At 32.5% G+C, this 22,445-nt stretch carries 15 protein-coding genes; 6 read left to right on the top strand and 9 right to left on the bottom strand.

Annotated features, from left to right (window positions below; all coding sequences use genetic code 11):
- The first annotated feature begins 3 nt into the window (after nucleotides 1-3).
- The 4 genes from DMB71_RS10470 to DMB71_RS10455 all read left to right on the top strand — a co-directional run bounded on the left by DMB71_RS10470 (nucleotide 4) and on the right by DMB71_RS10455 (nucleotide 4,764).
- Nucleotides 4-798, top strand: a complete 795-nt coding sequence (locus DMB71_RS10470) for a helix-turn-helix domain-containing protein (protein WP_111365942.1) — start codon at nucleotides 4-6, stop codon at nucleotides 796-798.
- Nucleotides 799-873: 75 nt separating this feature from the next.
- Nucleotides 874-2,382, top strand: coding sequence for a serine hydrolase (locus DMB71_RS10465; RefSeq protein WP_111365895.1), 1,509 nt, complete (start codon nucleotides 874-876; stop codon nucleotides 2,380-2,382).
- 328 nt (nucleotides 2,383-2,710) lie between these two features.
- Nucleotides 2,711-4,159, top strand: coding sequence for a serine hydrolase domain-containing protein (locus DMB71_RS10460; RefSeq protein ID WP_111365894.1), 1,449 nt, complete (start codon nucleotides 2,711-2,713; stop codon nucleotides 4,157-4,159).
- A 161-nt stretch (nucleotides 4,160-4,320) separates the two neighbouring features.
- Nucleotides 4,321-4,764: a hypothetical protein gene (locus DMB71_RS10455; protein WP_111365892.1), complete on the top strand. Its 444-nt coding sequence runs from the start codon at nucleotides 4,321-4,323 to the stop codon at nucleotides 4,762-4,764.
- 99 nt (nucleotides 4,765-4,863) lie between these two features.
- Here DMB71_RS10455 and DMB71_RS10450 read toward each other — a convergent pair whose 3' ends face one another.
- Nucleotides 4,864-7,254 (bottom strand): penicillin acylase family protein, encoded by a 2,391-nt coding sequence (locus DMB71_RS10450; RefSeq protein WP_111365891.1) that lies wholly within the window; start codon nucleotides 7,252-7,254, stop codon nucleotides 4,864-4,866.
- A 107-nt stretch (nucleotides 7,255-7,361) separates the two neighbouring features.
- Between DMB71_RS10450 and DMB71_RS10445 the strand changes: the two genes are divergently transcribed.
- Both DMB71_RS10445 and DMB71_RS10440 read left to right on the top strand, forming a co-directional pair.
- Nucleotides 7,362-8,918, top strand: a complete 1,557-nt coding sequence (locus DMB71_RS10445) for a hypothetical protein (protein ID WP_111365889.1) — start codon at nucleotides 7,362-7,364, stop codon at nucleotides 8,916-8,918.
- 278 nt (nucleotides 8,919-9,196) lie between these two features.
- Nucleotides 9,197-10,993 (top strand): hypothetical protein, encoded by a 1,797-nt coding sequence (locus tag DMB71_RS10440; RefSeq protein WP_111365888.1) that lies wholly within the window; start codon nucleotides 9,197-9,199, stop codon nucleotides 10,991-10,993.
- Between the two features lie 58 nt (nucleotides 10,994-11,051).
- Here the strand turns inward: DMB71_RS10440 and DMB71_RS10435 are convergent, their stop codons facing one another.
- The 8 genes from DMB71_RS10435 to DMB71_RS10400 form a co-directional block, all read right to left on the bottom strand.
- Nucleotides 11,052-11,477, bottom strand: coding sequence for a YMGG-like glycine zipper-containing protein (locus tag DMB71_RS10435; RefSeq protein WP_111365886.1), 426 nt, complete (start codon nucleotides 11,475-11,477; stop codon nucleotides 11,052-11,054).
- 358 nt (nucleotides 11,478-11,835) lie between these two features.
- Nucleotides 11,836-13,110 (bottom strand): kynureninase, encoded by a 1,275-nt coding sequence (gene kynU, locus DMB71_RS10430; RefSeq protein ID WP_111365885.1) that lies wholly within the window; start codon nucleotides 13,108-13,110, stop codon nucleotides 11,836-11,838.
- Nucleotides 13,111-13,430: 320 nt separating this feature from the next.
- Nucleotides 13,431-14,480 (bottom strand): tRNA preQ1(34) S-adenosylmethionine ribosyltransferase-isomerase QueA, encoded by a 1,050-nt coding sequence (queA, locus tag DMB71_RS10425; protein ID WP_073415911.1) that lies wholly within the window; start codon nucleotides 14,478-14,480, stop codon nucleotides 13,431-13,433.
- Between the two features lie 320 nt (nucleotides 14,481-14,800).
- On the bottom strand, nucleotides 14,801-16,030 hold the full coding sequence (aroA, locus tag DMB71_RS10420; RefSeq protein WP_111365883.1) for a 3-phosphoshikimate 1-carboxyvinyltransferase: 1,230 nt from the start codon (nucleotides 16,028-16,030) through the stop codon (nucleotides 14,801-14,803).
- A gap of 134 nt (nucleotides 16,031-16,164) precedes the next feature.
- Nucleotides 16,165-16,491, bottom strand: a complete 327-nt coding sequence (locus DMB71_RS10415; protein WP_012022600.1) for a nucleotide pyrophosphohydrolase — start codon at nucleotides 16,489-16,491, stop codon at nucleotides 16,165-16,167.
- 3 nt (nucleotides 16,492-16,494) lie between these two features.
- A complete protein-coding gene (locus tag DMB71_RS10410) occupies nucleotides 16,495-18,483 on the bottom strand; it encodes a DUF3857 domain-containing protein (protein WP_111365881.1) in 1,989 nt (662 codons plus the stop codon).
- Between the two features lie 3 nt (nucleotides 18,484-18,486).
- The gene (locus tag DMB71_RS10405; protein WP_111365880.1) at nucleotides 18,487-20,502 is read right to left on the bottom strand and encodes a DUF3857 domain-containing protein; all 2,016 of its coding nucleotides are present in this window, start codon (nucleotides 20,500-20,502) and stop codon (nucleotides 18,487-18,489) included.
- Nucleotides 20,503-20,535: 33 nt separating this feature from the next.
- Nucleotides 20,536-22,443, bottom strand: coding sequence for a DUF3857 domain-containing protein (locus tag DMB71_RS10400; protein ID WP_111365878.1), 1,908 nt, complete (start codon nucleotides 22,441-22,443; stop codon nucleotides 20,536-20,538).
- Nucleotides 22,444-22,445 lie beyond the last annotated feature (2 nt).

Genomic DNA, 22,445 nt, shown 5'->3' with positions numbered 1-22,445 from the left:
AAAATGCAACTATATTCCGAACATTATGTAAATCCTAAAACTGAGCGATTCGTCAATAAAATTTGGTGTCTGGACAATAGCATTGGCGAAAACTCAATAGAAAACAAACTTGTTCTTCCAAACGGCTGTTTTAATCTCGCTTTTGTAACTGGAAATGCTATCGAAGTTCATACGAGTAAAGCCAAATATGAGATGAACGAAGGCGTTTACTTTTGTTCTCAAATGACGAATAAAGTTTTGGTTAACATCTATCCAAAAACTAAAGTTACAATTGTTCAGCTTCATACTTGGACACTTTCCATGTTTTCAAAATATGATTTAAGCAATTTTACAGATTCTATTCTCAAAATTAATCCCGAAGAACTTCCTTTTAAAGTTCAGATTGATTCTGATATTGAAACGATATTAAATACAATAAATACTTATTTCGAATCATTATCTGATTTAAATTCGGAGAAAAATACAATTGAAAAAATCTGTGAGATTATTAAAAGTCAAGATTTCGAAATTTCAGTTTCAGAAATCAGTTCAGTATTAAAAACTTCACAGCGATTGCTTCAGATTAAGTTTAAAACGGCAACTGGATTAACAATTAAAAAATATATTCAGATTTTGAAATTCAGAAAATCAGTCGATCAAATGGTGAATACTGATTTAGAAAAATTAAAACTGACTGATATTGCACTTTACAACAAATATTTTGACCAATCGCATTTTATCAGAAAGTTTAAAGATGTGACTAAAACCACACCAAAAACATTCGATCCCGATTCGTATTTTCTTTCTCATAAAAGATAAACTTTCGCATTTGTACAATTTTGTGAGTTTTGATTGATTTACTTTTGCAGAATCATCAATCAAAACCAAATACAAATGAAAATCAATCAATTCTTTTTTCAGTTAAAATTTCTTTTAATTGGAATTTTATTCTTTCAAATCCAGCTTGGATTTTCTCAGGAAGATAAAAGTTCAGTTTTATATAAAACCATTATGTCAAAAGACAGCCTTCTTTTCAACATTGGGTTTAATACATGCGATGTAAAACAATTTGAAAATCTTTATACCGAAGATTTTGAATTTTATCACGACAAAGACAGTATTTCTGACAAGGCAAGATTTTTAAAAACATTTCAAAACGGAATCTGTTCTCCAACAAGAAAATATAATTATCGAAGAGAATTAATAGACGGAAGTGCTGAAATTTATCCCTTATATAAAAATGGTGTTTTGTATGGCGCGATTCAAATGGGAACGCACCGTTTTTACGAAAGTTCTGTTGGAAATAAAGAGCAGGCAGGAAGTTTTGCCAAATTTACCCATTTATGGCTTTTAAAAAATAAAGAATGGAAACTAGCAAGATCTCTGAGTTACAATCATCAAATGACAAGTTCAAGTGCTGGAATATCGAATCTTTTTGACAATGATCGAGAAACCGAAAAATGGCTGAAAGAGAATAATGTTCCCGCTTTAGGAATTGGAATTATTACTGACGGAAAACTAAAACAGGTAAAAGTTTTTGGCGAACTTAAAAAAGGTGTTTCGGCACCTTATAACACTATCTGGAATGTAGCTTCACTAACAAAACCTATAACTGCTATAACGGCTTTGAAATTAGTAAGCGCAGGAAAATGGGATTTGGACGAACCGCTTTACAAATATTGGATTGATCCTGATATTGCAAAAGATCCGAATTTAAAATTACTGACCACGAGAATTGTTTTGAGCCATCAAACCGGTTTTCCAAATTGGAGGTCTTTTAATACGTCTAATAAATTAGATTTCAAATTTAAGCCTGGAACTCAATACCAATATTCTGGAGAAGGATTTGAATATTTGCGAAAAGCTCTGGAGAGAAAATTCCACAAAACATTGGATCAATTGGCTTCAGAATTAGTTTTTGAGCCATTAAAAATGACCGATTCTCAATTAATCTGGAATGATAAAATAGACCTTTCGAGATACGCTATCAATTATGACAAAAACGGCAATGCTTATGAACCGACAAAAAATAAATCTGCAAACGCAGCAGACGATTTATTGACCACGATTGAAGATTACAGCAGATTTTTATCTAGCGTAATGAACAGCGAAGGATTAAGCAAAAAAGTTTTTGATGATATGATTTCACATCAAGTTCAGACCAAAAAGAATAAATATTTTGGTTTAGGTTTCGAAATTTACGAATTAGGAAATGAAAACTATGCTCTATCTCATAGCGGTGCAGACAAAGGAGTTCAGACTATTTTTGTTTTGCTTCCAAAAACAAAACAAGGTTTAGTCATTTTTACCAATGTTGATAACGGTTATAAAGTTTATGAAAATATCGTCGTGCACTACTTGGGAGAAAATGGACAGAAAATAGTTGATATTGAAACCAAATAATTTCCACTTCAATCAGATATTAACTTTAATCTGAAAACATGCTAAAATTATTTATACTTCTATTATTATATATAAGTAAAATTTTAACTGCTTAATTGCATTAAAAATATTTGTTAGTTATGAGCATAGATCTACTTTTAAAGTAACTGGTCTGTGCTCTTACTTTTTTATATCCTGAAAAAAAAATAAAAAAAATGGATTAATCGTGAAACCAAATCACAAATCAATCGTCTAAAGTTTTAGAGCATCTTTTTTATTTCATTTAAGAAGTTTCAATCATCAATCAAAATCGAATCATTCATTAATCTTAAACCATAATCAATCTATTATGAAAAAATCAATCAAGCTTATTGCACTTTTTGTCGCTTTTCAGTTTTCATCCTTTAGCACTTTTGCTCAAGATAAAGCACAGCAAATTGAACAGCTTCTAAACAAATATAACGAATACGGACAATTTAATGGCTCTGCTTTGATAGCAGAAAACGGGAAAGTAATTTTCAAAAAAGGTTTCGGTTCTGCTAATATGGAATGGAATATTCCGAATCAGCCTGATACTAAATTCAGATTGGGATCCATAAGTAAACAATTTACTGCTCTTTTAATTGTAAAACTGGCAGAAGAAGGAAAAATTAAATTAGATGTTCCTATAACTACTTATCTTCCAGATTATCCAAAAGAAAATGGCGATAAAATCACAATTCATAATTTATTGACTCATACCTCTGGAATTCCAAATTATACCAACGCGCTAAATTTCCTTAGAGATAAAGCAAAAAACCCTTATACTCCAGAAGCATTTGTAAAAACATTTTCTAGTCTTCCATTAGATTTCGCTCCAGGTGAAAAGTTCAATTATAGCAATTCAGGCTATTTTCTATTAGGATATATTATCGAAAAAATTACAGGCAAAACATACGAGCAGAATTTGCAAGAAACTATTTTCACCCCTTTAAAAATGGTTAATACAGGTTATGATCATAGTGAAGTTATTATAAAAAACAGAGCTGCTGGTTATGAAAAAGAAGGAAAGAAAATTGTCAATGCCTCTTATATTGACATGAGTATTCCGTATGCTGCAGGATCTTTATATTCTACCGTAGAAGATTTGTATTTATGGGATCAGGCACTTTATACCAATAAATTACTTTCTGAAAAATCAATGGAATCTTTATTCAAACCTTACATTAAAGCTTGGAATGGCTTTTACGGATATGGATGGTCAACTTATGAAGTGCCAAACGGAAACGATAAATTAACTGTTATTGAACACGGCGGCGGTATCAACGGATTTAATACGGTCATTTCTCGTATTCCAGCAAACAAAAATCTTGTTGTTTTATTGAACAATACTGGCGGAACTGTTTTAGGCGAAATGAATACTGCAATTCGCAATATTTTATACAATCAGCCATTTAATCAGCCGAAAAAATCTCTAGCTCTTGATCTATTGGATGTTTATACTGAAAAAGGTACAACAGCAGGAACAGAAACTTATAAAAAACTAAAAAATGATCCAACTTATGCCATTAAAGAAAGCGATATCAATAGAGTTGGATATCAATTATTGCAAACTGGAAAAAAGAAAGAAGCAATTGAAGTTTTCAAAATCAATGTAGAAACTTTCCCAAAATCTGGAAATGTTTATGATAGTTTGGGCGAAGCTTATCTAGCAGATGGAGACAAAAAACTAGCGATAGTCAACTATAAAAAATCTGTTGAATTGGATCCTACAAATGAAGGCGGGAAAAAGGTTTTGGAAGAACTTTCTAAAAAATAAAAGCAGGCAATTATAGATAAATTGCTTATAAATGGCTCCGAAAAAGTAGATTTAAAATCTATTTTTTCGGAGTTTTTTTTGTTACAACTTGGGACATTCAAATTTGGTGAATTATTCTTTTTTCACACTATTTTAGCCCGCCCAAAATAACTGAATAACCCATGAAAAATCTAAAAAATTACAGTTTCTTAGTTGTATTGTTGTGCCTTTTTATTTCTTCTAAAGCTGCATCGCAAAACAGTCAGCCGTTGATGCCAAGTCAGCAAAACAAAATTGTAATCGATAAAATTGTTGAAGCAACTCGCTACAAAAACTATGTGATTGATTTCTGCTTATCTAAAATAAATGAAGCTTCTGCAAAAGAAGGTTGGAACGAGCAAAAGTCTATGGAAATTACCCAAAGCATTAATTACAAAAATTTCAGAGATGCTATCTATAATAGTTTTGTTGTTTTTGACGAAGTGGAACTGGAAACTTTATTAAAAGCCTATGAAAAAGACTCAGCTTATCAGACCCAAAATGTAATGACCAATAATAAAGTGCTTATTAATAATCTCAACATTTTTGCTGATGATATTGTTTTAGGAAAATATATTTCTAAGTAAGCTACAGAGTTACAAAGGAACAAAGGCTCAAAGATTTTTATAAACTTAAATCTCTGAGCCTTTATTTTTTTGAATCAACATGAAACTTGAAACCAAAAACTATTTCTTCGGTTTCAAAACTAACTTGGTAGATGTTTTTACAATTTCATCTTTGTTCAATTTCATTTTTCTGAACTTTCCTGCGTTGTACATTTCGGCTTGATCATCGTAATGCTTACTAAACGGATTCCCAGATTGTCCAGTTGGTAAAATACTCCAGCTGTTTTCTACATCAGCAAAATCGACAATTCTTCTTGTTGAAGGTCCGCCTTTGGTGTAATACTTTCCTTCATCATTAAATCCGAAGAATAAATTATTGATTACTTCATTTGAACCTGGAGAATTGAACGGACCAACATTAAACAATCCGCGAAGCGCTTTGACTTTTCCTAACGGATGTTCGTGTTCTACGGTGTGTACTTTCCCCCAATTCCATTCTGAAATATTTTCTCCTAACTGATTTTGTAGAGCAATAACAGCGTCATGAAAAGATTTTGAAACAATGTCTGTTCTCGTTTCTTTTACATTTTTTGTTTTGATATTATCCCACCAAATCGAATTTTCGTTTTTTATCTGGTTGGCAATAACTTGCTTTCCTAGAGAAATTCCCAAAAATAAATTGAAATTATCTTTGCCCATTTCATCTTCAAACGTATTTTTCAAATACAGATAAATCCATTTGTTGTAAATCGTTGGTGCAACGTCTTCAGTATCTGTTGTTCCTTTCCAAGATTTTAAAACTCCTAAAACCTCTTTTTCATTATAGGAAAGCGACTTATTATCTAAAGCTGCAATTAAGTTTTTAGTAGTTTCGACCGCAACATCAGAAGTATTATCATAAATCATTTTACTGATGGCTTCTTTATCCCAATCTGATTTAGCATCTAAAATTCCTGAGATTCTTTTGGCACGATCTTCTGGCAGATAATATCCCGGATATAAATAGCCATTATCTATAGCTTCTGGCTGATTATTGGCAGAATAAACATATCCCCATTCTGGATTTTCAGCTGATGGATTTTCTTCAAAATCTAAAAACTTCGTAATATCATCTTTTCCGCTTGAACCGTCTAAAATCAAATGTGTATTAACACCTTCATTATGTCTGTATAATTTCCCGCTCGCCCACCAAGCTACGTTTCCTTTGGCATCGCCGTACATCACATTCAATCCAGGCGCAGCAATTAAGCTAACAGATTTCTTAAAATCCGTAGTATTTTTTGCGTGCGAAAGTCCGTAAGCAGCGTCGAGAATCAAGATTGGTTCTCGCGTATACGTCCAAGACATTGCAATTGGATTTTTCTTATCCAGACGATCTATAAAATCATTCATAACTGGACCATGATGTGTAATTTTAACCGTCAAAACCACATCTGAAGAATCTTTTACTTTTATCGTTTTTTTTCTGATTTCATATTTGCTGAAACCTGTCGGTGTCTGATATTGCGAAGCATCATCTGCTTTGTTTTTTTCTTGATAAAAATCGATATCATCATTTTCAAACATGGTCAAACCATAAGCATAATCTCTATTGTGCGCTAAAAGCGGAAATGGAGTTCCTGCCAAATAGCAGCCGTATAATTCATGTTTTGGTGTTACTATATGCGCCTCGTACCAAGTTGCTGGCTGCGAAAATCCGATATGCGGATCATTGGCAAAAATAACTTTACCCGTTTTCGATTTATGTGGCCCAACAACCCAACTGTTACTTCCAACAAATGGCGGAATTGGAGACTGATCCAGCATTGCAGTTATAGATTTTGAAATCTCAGTGTATTCCTCAGTTTTTTCTTTTGAGATTTTAATTCTAGTATTATTGAATTCTCCTTCAATACCTAAATCTTTCAAATAAGCAACGCCGTATTTATTTTTAATATCTGTCAATAATGGATCGGTTTTCTGCGCCATAGCAAAACTAAAAGACATGTAACCAAAAATATTATAAACGTCTTTTATGGTAAACTTTTGCTTTTTTACGCCAACCAAAGTAAATTCTATTGGTGTCACTCCTTCTTCTAGATATTGATTAATTCCGTCCAGATAAGCTTGAGTCAGTTTATAGCTTTCACTGTTTTTATCCAACTTTGCAATGGCTTTTGCTGAAGCTTCTTCAATTCCTATTCCAGCAAAAAACTTGTCGTTTTTAAGCGCGACGCCACCAAAAATTTCAGAAAGGCGACCCGGAGCAATTCGACGTAACAATTCCATTTGCCACAATCTTTCCTGCGCATGAACATAACCAAGTGCCGTCATCGCATCTTTTTCAGAATCCGCATAAATATGAGGCACGCCAAAATCATCAAAATAAACTGTTGTTTCTTTTTCAAGATTTTTTAATTCTAATGAGCCTTCATATTTAGGCTTTAAATGAAAAATATAGGCGCACAAACCAATCGCAAGAATCACAATAAGAACCAATAAGGTCAACAAGATTTTTTTAATTATTCTCATATTCTAAAAAGGATGAAATTTGTAATAATGTAATTTTTCTAAAAAATTTTATAAGAAACAACCGTCTTTAAAACTCTAAATTTATGTATTTAAAATTAATACTATAAATGTCAATCTATAAAAAAATAGCGATTGTAGTAATTTCTCTTTTTGCAATTGTAATTCTCGCCAATGTCGGACTGAATTATTGGATCAAAAAACAGCTCCCGATTATTATTCACGAAAAAAATAAAACCGCATACAATATCAATTATGAAAAAATTGAAGTTTCTCTTTTTTCTAGAAATATCAATGCCCAAACTTTGCTTGTAAGTCCGAAAAATGAACCGAAAGACAGTAAAAACGGGCTTTTCTCCAAAATTGAATCCATCACTATTAAACATTTTAATATTTGGGATTTAGCTTTTCGCGATATCATTCAGGCAGAAAGTATCATTATCAATAAACCGAGAATCATTTTATACAAAAAAGGTGAAAAATTAATCAATAACAGTAAAAGCATTGAAAAAGAAATTGTTGATCCGTTCCGAAAAATTATAGCAGTTTCTAATATTTACCTCAACGAAGGATCGGTTGATGTTGTTTCTTTAGACACGGAAAAACCTATTTTCAGTATAAAAAAAATCCTCCTAAAACTAGAAGGCATTTTAATTACAGATGCAACTTTAAAAGAAAAAATTCCGATTCGATATGAAAAGTACGCTCTCGTTTGCGACAGCTTGTTTTACAGACCAAATGGCTTTTATTACATCAATATTGGAAAAATAAGCACCGAAAAGAATTTCCTAAAGATTAATAATTTCTCTAATCTGCCTCAATTTGAACGATACGAATTTGTAAAACGTCTAGAAAAAGAAAAAGACATCTACAATTTAAAATTTGACTCGGCGCAAGTTGCGAAAATGGATTGGGGTTTCAAAAATGACCGTTTTTATTTCAAAGCCAATTCGCTTGTAATTCATCATTTTGATGCCAATATTTACCGCGGAAAAATGCTGAAAGACGATCCAAGCAAGAAATACCTTTACAATCATTTATTACGAAATCTAAAATTTCCGCTTCAAATTGACACCTTGCAGGTTCTAAAATCGAAACTGGTTTACGAAGAAGAACTTAATGTTTCTAAAGGACCTGGAATTTTAACTTTCGACAAATTCAATCTTCAGGCAACCAATTTAAAAAGCGGTTTTGATTTAACAAAAACAGACGATGTAAAAATCAAAGTCAAATGTATTTTTATGAAAAATTCTCCTCTCGATGTCGATTGGAGTTTTAATGTTTTGGATAAAAGTGACGGATTTCATATTCAAGGTGTGATTTCAAATTTTGATGTTAGAGGAATGACCAGATTCACAAAGCCATATATCAACACTACCTTTACTGGAACTTTTCATAAATATCGTTTTAATTTCTACGGAAACGATAATGGCTCAAAAGGAAATGCTTCTCTAAATTACGATGACCTCAAAGTAAAATTATATAAAAAGAATAAACCCGAAAAAGAAGCCAAACTCAAAACTGCTGTCGCCAATTTATTAGTTAAAAACGATTCAAAAGATGGAGCCAAAACTGCAGAAGTCGAAGTAGAAAGGCTTCAAGACAGATCGTTCTACAATCTTTTATGGAGAAGCATTGCGGAGTCTTTGAAGAAAATTTTGATTTAGTTTTTTTTTCTCCACGACCCGAGCGACAGCGAAATGGCGAAGCAATTCACGAATTAGCTCAAATCTTAGAGGTTATTTATTTCAAATTACACAAATTAAAAGAATAATTCATGAATTCGTGGAGAAGCGAAACTATTTAATTCAAACTACACAAACTAAAAGAATATAATTCGTGAATTCGTGGCGAAAAAACCTTTCTCCCAACGTGAACCTGACATTTATCAGGTTTTAGGAGAAAATATTTTTTTTCATTTGTCTCTATTTTAATCCGAATACAAATGACAAAAAATAGCCTGCATACTTTTCATATTCCGGTTATGGGACTTGCGTATACAATTGACAGTCCTATCCGAGTAGCGCAGTACGGAATTTCATCTGTTATTGCTTTGGCAGACGATGATCTGATTGAGAAGATGCGTAATTTTTACAGCACAAAATTCAACATTCCCTACGAAGAAATTACTCAAAAATTTCATGATTACCGCGCTGAAAGAATTACCTCTTATTTAAATTTAGTCGATAAAATTGTAAAAGAGAAATTCGAAAATTTCAAAACAGAATTGGCAGAAAGTAAAACAGCTCTTGAAAACTTCATGTCGATGCTGCCAAACACTTCTGATATTAAAAAAGGATTTCAGACTTTATTGGATGACGGAATTGCTTTTAAGGAAAACATTCAAAATTACATTGAATCACATCTTTTTCCTGGAGAAATTGATGTAAACATTATGACGAAATTAGACAAAGATAATTTTGTCAAAAATGAACAACTTCCAATTGAGTTTAATGACGCGCATGCCGCATTAAGAGGTTTCGCTAATAGTAATTTAGAATCTTCTGTAGTGCTTTCTGCTGGAATGAATCCGAGATTGTTTGGTTACTTCGAAAACTTCAACGATTTTTTCCCGAATGAAAATAACGAACTTAAAAAGAAAATCATCTTAAAAGTAAGTGATTTTAGATCGGCGATGATTCAAGGAAATTTCTTGGCCAAAAAAGGACTTTGGGTTTCAGAATACCGAATCGAATCAGGATTAAACTGCGGCGGACATGCTTTTGCAACTGACGGACTGCTTTTGGGTACCATTTTAGAAGAATTCAAGCAGAAAAAAGATCAATTGATACAATCTGCCCATGATTTAATGATTAAAGCTTTACAGGCCAAAAATCAGCATACTCCAAAAAATCCACTCAAATTAAAAATTACAGTTCAAGGCGGTGTTGGAACAGCGACAGAGCATGAATTTTTATTAGATGAATATAATGTTGATTCTGTTGGTTGGGGTTCGCCATTTTTATTAGTTCCCGAAGCTACTTCCGTCGATAAAGAAACTCGTAATTTATTAATGAAAGCCAAAGAAGATGATTTTTATTTAAGTAATATTTCGCCTTTGGGAGTTCCTTTTAATACTTTGAAGGGAACAACTAATGAATTTTTAAAACAAAAACGAATTCATGAGAATAAAGCAGGAAGTTCATGTCCGAAGAAATTTTTAGCTTTAAGCAAAGAATACGATCCACATGGAATTTGCACAGCATCAAAAAAATATCAAGATATAAAACTAGAAGAATTAGAATCAAAAAAAGATTCTTTATCTGCTGACGAATTTGAAAAGAGCAAAATCAAAATCACCGAAAAATCGTGTTTGTGCGTTGGTTTGGCCAATGCTTCTTATTTAGAAAATGACATTAAAATAAAAGGCCAAGCGCAAGGAGTTGTAATTTGCCCTGGACCAAACTTGGCATATTTTGATCAGGAAGTTTCTTTAAAAGAAATGATTCAGCACATTTATCAAGGAAAATCGGTTATTAGAACTGAACGTCCAAACTTGTTTATAAAAGAGCTTAAAATGTATGTTGAATATTTTAGAAACGAAATTCAATCTGTTTCTGGAGAATTTACAGCAGCTCAGCTTAAAAAATGGAATTCTTTTAAATCTAATCTGTTAGATGGAATTGAGTATTATAAAAATTTATTTGAATCGACGACAGTCTTTAAAGGTCATCTTGATCAACTCGATTCTTGTAAATCAGAATTAGTTGGTATAAAAATTCCCGTTTCAGAGTTGGTTTAAAATTGAAAACCCCAAATTATCATCTAATTTGGGGTTTGTTTTATCTATAGAATTTAAACTATTCTTTCTTCTTGTTTTTACTATCAATAACAGCTCCTGTTCCTGTTCCAACTGCAGCTCCAGCTAAACCACCAATAATAGCACCTTCTCCTTTTTTCTTACTGACAATTGCTCCAGTTGCCGCTCCGACTCCAGCGCCAATTACGGCACCTTTAGCAGTTGCACTCCAACCTTTCTTTTTAGCTGGCGCTGCTGCTGTCGCGTCTTGCTGATGTACTACAACTACTTTTTCTTTTTGAGCTTCGATCTTCTCTTCATTCATTTTAGCCATTTCGGTCTTCATCGAATCGATAACACGCTGTTTGTTAATCTCAACTTTCATTGAATCAATGCTGGCTTGTTTGGCTTTATTTATATCTTCTTTATTTTGCTGTTGGCAAGAAGTTAAAAATATCACGGTCAATAAAATATATAAGCCTTTCATGATCTTGTAATTTTAAAGTTATACAATACAAAATAAGCAAGATCTGTTATAACAGTTGTTACAGAATTTTTTTGAAAGGTTATAAGATTTGAAGATTAATGTCTGTTTTGCGCTGAGTTTTATTCGTCAAGCTGAAAGAAATTAATCTCGCAAAGTCGCGAAGACGCAAAGTATTTTCTCAGTTTTGTCATTTCGAGGAACGAGAAATCGCACTAGAAACTCGACAAAGATTGACGACATACCTTGCGGAATAACTAGTGCGATTTCTCGTTCCTCGAAATGACAAATGGTACGCTTAATTATTTCTTTTAAATAAAAAAACTTTGCGCCTTCGAGACTTTGCGAGATTAATAAACTCTTACTTCCCTAAAATTCCTTTTTTCAGAATTTGTCCAAAGTCGTACATATCTTCATAAGAACAATACAACGGAACTGGCGCTAAACGAATAACATTTGGTTCACGCCAATCTGTAATTACTCCATTTTTCATTAAATAATCAAATAAAGCTCTTCCTTCTCCATGAAGGAAAACAGATAATTGTGAAGCTCTTTCTTCAGGATTTGTTGGCGTAATAATTTCGAAAGTACTTTCTACTTCTTTATCAATTTCATGAAGAATAAATTCTAAGTAAGAAGTTATGTGATCACGTTTTTTAATTAAAGCATCCATTCCAACTTCAGCAAACATTTCTACTGAAGCTAAATATGGAGCTAAAGACAGAACTGGTAAGTTACTAATCTGCCATCCGTCTGCTCCATGAACGGGATCAAAAGTAGGTTCCATTTTAAAACGGCGCTTTTTGTTGTGTCCCCACCATCCAGCGAATCTTGGTAAATCTGAATTATGATGCTTTTCGTGAACAAAACATCCAGACGCATTTCCTGGCCCTGAGTTCATATATTTATAACTGCACCAAGCAGCAAAATCTACATTCCAATCATGAAGTTCCAATTTGATATTTCCGGCAGCGTGTGCCAAATCCCAACCTACTTTTGCTCCAACTTTTTGTCCGGCAGCAGTTATGGTTTTAATATCAAAAACTTGTCCCGTATAATAATTTACTCCGCCAATTAAAACTAAAGCCAATTCATCACCAACTTCTTCAATTTTTGCCAAAACATCTTCTAGGCGAATATTGTGTTCTCCCTCTCTACGTTTAATTTCTACAATTGCATCTTCAGCTTTGTATCCATGAAAGTTTACTTGACTTTGGAACATATATTGATCTGATGGAAAAGCTTTTTCTTCACAGATAATTTTGTAACGTTTTCCTTTTGGCTGGTAAAAAGAAACCATCAACAAATGAAGATTTACGGTCAAAGTATTCATAACGGTAACTTCTGATGGAAGCGCACCAACAATTTTACTCAATGGTTCTGCAAACCTTTCTTGATAATCCCACCAAGGTTTTTCAGCATAAAAATGACCTTCAACCGCCAGTTCTGCCCAATCATTCATTACTTCATCGATGAATGCTTTGGTACGTTTTGGCTGTAATCCTAATGAGTTTCCAGTAAAATAGATAACTCGTTTATCGTTTACTTTCGGAAAAATAAATTGTTCTTGATAATGTTTTAATGCGTCTTTCGAATCTAGCTCTCGTGCAAATTCGCGTGTATTTTGAAAAGTCATTGTTTTTTGTTTTGGATGCTAAAATAACAAAAATTGTTTGTTTTGTTTCAGGTTTAAAGTTTCATGTCGATATATCTTGTGTGATTTAACGCAAAGTTCGCAAGGATTTTTTGCTCAGTTTGTGTTTGTCAGATGCAAAAGAACGCAAAGCTTTGCGAACTTTGCGTTTGTAAACGTTAACCTTGATATAAAATCTTTGCGAACTTTGCGTTAAATCACACCAAACTTCAAACTTCAAACCTGAAACTTGAAACGTTAAAAAAACAAAAACCCGACAGCTTATAAAAACTAGTCGGGTCTTTTTATATGATAAATGCTAATTACAAGATTAACATCGCGTCTCCGTAAGAATAGAATTTGTATCCTTCTTTGATTGCTTCTTCGTATGCTTTTTTCATTAAATCGTGTCCACAGAAAGCAGAAATCATCATTAATAAAGTTGATTTTGGTGTGTGGAAGTTTGTAATCATACAGTTTGCAATACTGAAATCGTGAGGAGGGAAAATAAATTTATTTGTCCATCCTTCATAAGGATTTAAAGTATTAGCAGAAGAAACCGAACTTTCAATTGCACGCATAGAAGTTGTTCCTACAGCACAAATACGTTTTTTCTTTGCTTTTCCTTCGTTTACAATATCACAAGCAGCTTGAGTAATAATCAATTCCTCAGAATCCATTTTGTGTTTAGATAAATCTTCAACCTCAACTGGATTGAAAGTTCCTAAACCAACGTGTAAAGTCACCTCAGCAAAGTTCACTCCTTTGATTTCTAGTTTTTTCAAAAGGTGTTTTGAGAAGTGTAAACCAGCAGTTGGCGCCGCTACAGCTCCCTCTTCTTTTGCGTAGATCGTTTGGTATCTTTCTGCATCTTCTGGAGTAACATCTCTATTGATGTATTTAGGAATTGGAGTTTCTCCAAGTTCTGTCAATTTATTTCTGAATTCTTCATAAGAACCATCGTATAAGAAGCGTAAAGTTCTACCACGAGAAGTTGTATTGTCGATTACCTCAGCAACTAACGAATCGTCGTCACCAAAATAAAGTTTGTTACCAATACGGATTTTTCTAGCTGGATCAACTAAAACATCCCAAAGGCGTTGCTCTGAATTTAATTCTCTTAATAAGAAAACCTCAATTCTAGCTCCAGTTTTTTCTTTGTTTCCGTACAAACGAGCAGGGAAAACTTTTGTATTATTAAGAATTAAAACGTCTCCGTCATCAAAATAGTTGATCACGTCTTTAAACATTTTATGTTCGATTGTGTTTTTTTTACGGTCAATTACCATTAAACGAGATTCATCTCTATTTTCTGCTGGAAATTCAGCCAAAAGTTCTTTCGGTAAATTGAAATTGAAGTGTGATAATTTCATATTTGAAGTTAGATTTTAAAATATCAATCTTAGATTTTTTTATCTAAAATTTTAAATCGACTGCAAATATACGATTGTGAAATAGGCGTTGTCAAGTGTTTTTGCTATTATTTTCAAAAGTCCTTGATTTACTGAGGTTTCAGATTGGCTTAAAAAGCTATCCTTTAAGTCAATTTTAACTTTTTAATGTCATTTCGACAAACTTGGAGATAATAAAATTTGCATATAAAAAAACCTCTGGTAAAACCAGAGGTTATGTTTTATAAGCTTTGCATTGAGCTTTTATTTATGAACTTATATATCTTATAGGTTCAAAAAAATTATAATTCTGAGATTTGGAAATTTAAAGCTTTTAAATCATTCCAGAAATCTGGATACGATTTAGAAACAACTTCTGCATCATCAATAATAATTGGTACATTGATCGCTAAAGGTGCAAATGCCATTGCCATACGGTGATCGTTGTATGTTGCAATATGCACATCGTGTTTTATATTGTCAGATTTAACTAAAGTTAAACTGTCATTAGTCACCGAAATATTAGCGCCTAGTTTTGTCAACTCAGTTTTTAAAGCCTCAAGACGATCTGTTTCTTTAATTTTTAAAGTATGAAGTCCTGTTAAATGACATCCAATTCCTAGGCCTAAACAAGTAACAACAATTGTTTGTGCGATATCTGGAGTATTGTTCAAATCAAAATTTACATCTTGATAATTAAATCCAGCCACTTTTTCCAAAGTCATTTTATTGTTTTGGAAAGTCGTTTTCACACCCATTTTTTGGTAAAGAGAAACTAATTCTGAATCTCCTTGAAGACTGTTTTCTTTATAACTGCTTAAAGTGATTTTTGCTGCATCAGACAAAGCAACTAAGCTAAAGAAATAAGAAGCCGAACTCCAGTCAGATTCTACAACCATTTCTTTAGTTTCAACAGTTTCTTTTGGATAAACTTTGATTACGTTTCCTTCAAAACTTGTTTTAATATCTAAATCATTTAGCAAAGCTAAAGTCATTTTGATATACGGAATCGAAGTGATTTCTCCTTCTAAAGTCAGTTCTAAACCATTATCTAACTTTGAAGCTACAAGCAAAAGTGCCGAAATATATTGACTGCTCACATTTGCTGCCAAGGTTACTTTTGATGCCGTTACTTTTTTCCCTTTAATTCGAATTGGCGGATAACCTTCTTCTTTTTCATAAGAGATTTCAACTCCCAATTGTCTTAAAGTATCAACCAAAATTTTGATTGGGCGTTCTTGCATTCTGCTTGAACCCGTCAGAACTACTTCTCTACCTTCATTAACAGAAAAATAAGCCGTTAAGAAACGCATTGCAGTTCCTGCGTGGTGAATGTCTACAATTTCGTCATTTCCAGCTAAAGCTTTTTGCATTACTTCGCTGTCGTCTGAGTTGGAAGTATTCGCTAAAGTAATATTTGGAAATAATGCTTTTAATAACAATAAGCGGTTCGTTTCACTTTTTGAACCGGTGATATTTAGTTGCGAATCATCAATAGCAAATATTGGATTCGTGCTTAATTTTAAATTCATTTTTTTAATTGTAAGTTGTGACTTATGGATTATGAATGATTAGAAACATAATTCAGCCCTGCAATTTACCACTCCCCATTCATAATTCAAAATTCAAAACTCATAATTCAAAACTTATGAGTGATATTTCACAATTATTTCAATTTATCATTGTTTTTGTGACGATCTTTATCTCTGACCGATTTCAGATCCATTTTTTTGTCGAAAGCAGCTTGTAAATCAATTCCTGTTTGATTAGCCAAACACAGCACTACAAAAACAACATCTGCCAATTCTTCTCCTAAATCTTTGTTTTTATCGCTTTCCTTTTCAGATTGTTCTCCGTAACGGCGCGCAATGATTCTCGCAACCTCTCCAACTTCTTCTGTAAGCTGTGCCATATTGGTCAATTCGTTAAAGTAACGGACACCATGTTCTTTTATCCAGGTATCAACATCTAGCTGTGCATTTTTCAAATCCATCTTCTATATCTTTTTAAGAATTATTTTTTCATTTTGGCTTACGATCATCTTCTGAAAAAATTCTTTTATCATTCCGTAATCCTCTGCTGCAAAAATACTATTGTTGATTTCTTTTTGGCTCACAATTTGAATTTTGTTTTCTGTAACTGAAAAATTTAAAATAAACGACATCTGTTTGTCCTCTGAAGTTATCTTTACCGGTTTTGGAATAGATTCTACAGCGTAACCTTCTGGAATCTCAATACTAAAATTATACTTTTCCATGTTTTTATATCCGAAATAAACTGGCATTTGTCTTTTTTCCTGATTGAAAGGATTTTTACTTCGGGTAAAAAACAATAAAGGATTGACAAAAATCTTACCCTGGATAATATCTGAACGACTGCCTGAAGCAAAAGAAAAAGTTTCAATAACAGACTGATCTAAATTTGATTTCTGATTCTCTATTTTATAATTTGAAATATTCAAACCTCCCAAATTATTTTCAAATTTTTCAAGATAAGCGTCTTCCGTTTTGGCTTTGTTTTCTTCTCTAAAACTATATGCATCGTATTCTGTTCGCTGCACTCTACCTTGACCATTCATTTTTCCATCAGGATCAATTTTGACGATAATGCTGTAAATTTCTTTCGACTGTGTTGCTGGATCTAATTCAATTTCTTCTGAATTTCCATCTTTTTTAATCAGTCTTCCTTTCCAGTTTAAAACATTTAATGGCAAAATGTTAGGCGCTGTAAGCTTACGAGATGCATCCAAAAGGATTCTTTTACCATCAATTTCGGCTGCCGCTATAACGTAATTAAATCCTGTTCTTGTGGGATAAATCGGAAGTCCATTTTGGATTGTACTTACTAAAACAGGATTTGCTTCTATACCAGCGGCGCGAAGCATGTTTATCAAAATAAAATTTATTTCTGCAACATTTCCTGTTTGTTCTTTATAGGCCTTTTCAACTCCTTTTTCTGTGTAACAGCTATTAATCTCATTCCAGTTCATTCGATTTTTAACATACATAAAAATCAGATTCAACCTTTCTTTTTTATCTTCTACGTTAGTCAATAATTTATTCAAATCATCTGTAAATAAATTACCTTGATTAAGCTGTTTTCCAAAACTTTCATCTTTAAAAATAGTTTTAGCAACGCCTTCCCAGGTTAAACTGTAGTCTTTAACAGGCTGATCAGGAAGTCGAACTCTCTCTAATTCTTGCTGAATACTTCCTCGATAATTTTCTAGATTATTAACATAAGGTTCTTCTTTTAAAGCAGGAACGTCTTTTCCTTTAAAAAAAGTTTCAATTTGTTTATAGGTAAATGAGCTTGTCTGGCTGTAAGCATTATCAAAACTCTGACTACCACTTGTAAATTTAGATTCCGTTTCCAGAGGGATTCCTCCAATCAAAAGCGGTTTATAGATATAAAACTCTGGAATCTGTGTTTTATAATAAAAATAGTCAACAGGAATATCAAACTGAATATCAAAATCTGGAAATTTCACAAGGTTTTCTGATCTTAAAACATACTTGTACTCAATAATAGATCCGACTTTTACATTTGGTAAAGTAATCGTCTTTTCTTTCCAATACTTATTAATCTTCGTTTTAAATTCTCCTTGATTGTTTAGTTTTGTTTTTACAATGTTTCCATTCTCCAAATTATACGTGACGGCTTCTGAAAACTCTAAGCGGTCTTCGTTTAAATTTTCATATCCAATATAAAAACGCACTTTCTGGTCGGCCCAGCTTAGACCTTCTTTTTTATAGATTTTGATTTTTACTTCACAAACATGATTGGCATAAAATCCGACATCTTTATTATACCCAAAATAAGTTCTCCCTTTTTTAAACAAGATAGCAGCGGGTGCGCTGCTATCTTTCGGATGAATTTTCTCATTTAATTCTGCAATTGTCACTTTGCCTAATTCATAATTTTGAGCTTGAATTGTTATTGTGCTCCAAAAAAAGGCAATACATATTAGAAGAAATCTCGGCATAATTTAAATACGTTTTAAAACAATTTTTTCTGCTTGTTTAGCAGTCATCGCCTTATAATATTCTTTTAGCATATCATATTTTTCAGCAGAAACAATTGCTTCATTTATTTGATGTACAATAGACAATTGTAAAATATCTCCATTTGCTACAATGTTAAATTTAAAAGCACCTAGATTATCTTCCATTGTTATAGCTGCAGGAGCAGGCAATGTTTCAACTGTAAAACCTTCTGGAATTTTAACCGTGATATTATACTTATCAGCAAAAGGATAACTAAAATCAACTGGATATTCTCGTACTTCCTGCTTGAAAGGGTTTTTATCATTGGTGAAAAATAGCATTGGACTTACATATATTTTATCGCCAATGAGCTCACACAGATTATTTCCGGTAAAAGAATAGGTTTCTATAATAGGAAGGAGAATATCTTTTTCATTTGTTTTTGAGTACTCACTAATTTCTATTTTATTGTTTTGGTTTTCTAGTTTTTCTAAATATTCTTCTTCTTTTAAGCTTTCAATATTACTTCTTGTTATCATTGCATTATAATCCATGCATTGTCTTCTTGTTTTGCCTGTAATTTTTCCTGTACCATCAATACTATAATTCATAAAGACATTATCAGCCGAAGTTTTTTCTGGCATTAGATTAATTTCTTCCGATGACCCGTCTTTTCTGATCAATCTTCCAGACCAGTTTAAAACTCTTAGCGGTAAAATATTTGGAATCGAAAATTTTTCTGAAGCATCTAGTAAAATATTTCCGTTTGGTGTTTCAACTGCAGCAATTACATAATTGAATGCCGTTCTGTTTGGAAACAGAGCAATTCCGTTTGAGCGTGTGCTCACTAAAACCGGATTTGCTGTTAAACCTGAATAGCGCAGCATTGCTGTTAGCATCAAGTTTATATCTGCAATATTTCCTGTTTTTTCTTTGTATGCTTTTTTAACTCCATTATCACAGCTATAACCTGTGTAATTGTTCCATTTCACGTTTGATTTTACATGATTAAAAATAACCCAAATTTTTTCTTCTGGTGTTTTAGTATCTGCAAGCAGCTTTTTCAAATCCTCTTCAAAATATCCTGTCTTATTTAATTCAGGGCCAAAATCATCATATTCATAAATTGTTTTTACAACAGAATTCCAATCTGTAGAATATTCTTTCATCGGAGAATTTGGAAATTTTGTCAATGATAACTCATGAGAAACCGACGACATATAGTTTTCTATATTATTTACATAAGCTTCATCTTTCATTGCTGGTAAATCTACTGCAATAAAAGTGGTTTGATTCTCTATATAATCATGCTTCTCTGTTGAAAAAGAAGTAGCTCCAGAACCATATCCGCTGTTTCTTTCTTTAACATTAAAAGTTATAGATTTTGGATTTTTTAATGTCGTAACTTTCGGAAAAACATATCCTTTTTGTCTTGAATTAAAAACATAATACTCAGGAATAAAAGTTGAGAATTCAGAATAATTAACAGGAATACTAGATTGAAAAGCCCATTCTCTAATGATTCTATCACTCGGACATTTTATAGTGTATCGAAACTCTATTACAGCCCCTTCTTTTACATTTGGCATTGTCATTTTCTTCTGGCCTCTGTATTTACTCAAGACTTCATCAAAAATTCCATCACTTTTTAGCTTTGTTTTCTCAATTTTACCATTCACTAAATTATAAGTAACGGCATCATAAAAAAAAACTTTTTCTTTTAAATTAGTAGTATTGTAATACCATACTTCCTGATTGGCCCAATCGTATCCTTCTTTTTTATAAATTTTAATTCTAGTTTCCACATCAGTTAATGTGACAAAACCGTCATTAGGGTCATATTCAATTCTTGCTGTTCCTTTTTTATACAAAATAGCTGCAGCGGCTGCAGAATCTTTTGGATGTACTTTTTGTTCCAATTCTGCGATGGATACTTTTCCTAATTTAAATTCCTGTGACATCGCTTTTGAAGCGATCAATAAAATCACAGTGAGACTAAATAATTTAATAATTTTCATTGGTAATTTTTGGTTTGCTTTTGGTTATACTTGTTAGTTTTTGGTCAATATTATTTTAGCGTTATCGTTTCGAGAAACTTGTTCCATAAAAAGGCGATACTCATCATATTCTTTGTTCGAATATTTTCCTTTGTTTACAAACATTGATCTTTTATAAGTCAATTTGTTATTGTCTTTTTTAATAATTTCTGTTTTGTATTCACCAAATTTTCCCTTTAACTCATAATTTGAAGGAAGAAATTCAATGTTATAACCTTCTGGAAGATTTATCTCAATTTCATCTGTATCTAAATAGCCACGCTGAATTTGAAATGGATTTTTACGGTTTCGAATTCTTTTTAAATTTCCTGTATACTGATTAAAAGCATCAACTACAAAAATCATTTTATTACCCGTCAGTGTTCCATAATTTGCAGCGCTTAACTGAACATCTTCAGTAAAACGAATATTCTCTTTATCGTTGGTAAAAGTTATTTTACCCAATTTCAAGTTATTTATATTATCCCAGTAATTTTTGTAATGCTCTTCTTTTTCGTTTGGCTGCATGGTCTCAACTCGTGATTTAGTGGCGTACTGGCTTCCCTCTGATGCTATTTTTAATGTTCCCGAAAAATTTCCTGCTCCATCAATTGTGTAAACTCCTTTACCGTCTTGAGTATTTCCTTTGTCATCGTAGATTTTAGTACGAACAATTTCTCCACCTTCTGGCTTTACAACCAAAACATCACGATCATCAGTAAAAGTTCCTTGATAACCAAAAGGATCATCTTGACTTGTGCACTCTAGCCAGATGTAATTATCTTTATTTGGAATTGCGAGAATCATATGATTTCCTTGCATCGATACAAAATCAGACTGAATATCGGCTTTATACCGATCACCATATAAAATAGTGTTGTACGAAGGAACATCTACAACTTGTAAAAGTGCTTTTGTATAATTTGATAATGCTTTACAGTCTCCGTATCCTAAACGATCGACATCATTGGCTAACATAGGTTTCCAACCACCAATCCCCACAGCAATGTTTACATATCGTGATTTTTTCTGCACATAATCGTAAATGATCTTGGCTTTCTTGACAGGATCTTTTTCGTCTCCAACAAGAGCTTTGATTTTTGTTTTGCTTTCTTCGGGTAAAATAGTAGTTCCCGTTAAGATTTTATCACCATACCATTTCCCGAATGCTTCCCAAGTAGTAGCATTTCCATCGACTCCTTCTAAATGGAAGTTTTCTAATCCCATCATAACTTTAGGAAAAAGATCTGAAGGAGAAGGACTAAGATCTTCTTGTTTTTGAGCAGCAATATTGGTTGCTGTATAACTTAAACTAGTATCGGAATCGGCTGTTTTTTGTATATTAAAATTGTCAAATCGAAACTCTTTTTTCTTGAATCCCAATCCTTTCGGAAAAGTAACATTCAAAATACATTTTTCTACGCTTACGTAATAATTGCCAATAAAATACCATTGTGGTATAAAAGCAGTATTTGAAGTTTCAGTCTCGCACGAAAAAGCAACTGTAAATGGATACGAAATTGGGGTATAATCTAAATAAAGCACTCGATTATCTGAGAAAAGTGTACTCCCGCTTACTGCACTCTGATCTCTAAAATCTTTTCTTTTTATTTTTTTGATTTCATTTCCTAAAGCATCATAAACTACAGCTTCAATATTCTTCACCGAAGTTGTTTTATCATAATGACTAAAGGCATCGATATCTTTTAAACCTTTTTCATTTAAAACCGAAACGACCCTTTGAGTTTTGATATTCATACTTCTTTGCGAAGCAATGACGATATCCATTTGATCTAAACGAAGAACAGCATTAGCATTTTGTTTTAAGCTATCAGGAATGGCAACTATAGGATAAATGTTCTTTTGAGCAGAAATATTGGCGGTAAATAATATAAAAAATAACGCGCAAAACAGGTTTTTCATTA

It is taken from the genome of Flavobacterium tistrianum (assembly GCF_003254545.1).
Classification (GTDB): Bacteria; Bacteroidota; Bacteroidia; order Flavobacteriales; family Flavobacteriaceae; genus Flavobacterium; species Flavobacterium tistrianum.
This window is presented reverse-complemented; position numbering and strand designations above follow the sequence as displayed.